We start from the raw sequence: 213 nt of genomic DNA, 5'->3' as shown, positions 1-213 counted from the left end.
AGCTTCGGCAGCGACATCAGGCCGCCCGCCGTGATTGCCCGCGCGCCGTACGACACACGCTTGCCACCTTCGAGCACCGCGCGGATTGCCGGATGTGTCTTGTAGCGCTGGAATTCCTCGAACGGCGACAGGTACGGATTCGTGTAGCCAAGTCCGACCACAAAACCCACCACCACCTGGTTGTTATCCATGTGATAGAGGAACGAGCCGCCG

At 61.5% G+C, this 213-nt stretch carries 1 pseudogene; it reads right to left on the bottom strand.

Annotated elements, in window-relative coordinates:
• Positions 1 to 213: pseudogene (locus P0D70_RS37070) on the bottom strand (electron transfer flavoprotein-ubiquinone oxidoreductase); the annotation flags it as partial.

Source organism: Paraburkholderia sp. RL17-381-BIF-C (genome assembly GCF_046026435.1).
In the GTDB taxonomy this organism is placed as follows: Bacteria; Pseudomonadota; Gammaproteobacteria; order Burkholderiales; family Burkholderiaceae; genus Paraburkholderia.
This window is presented reverse-complemented; position numbering and strand designations above follow the sequence as displayed.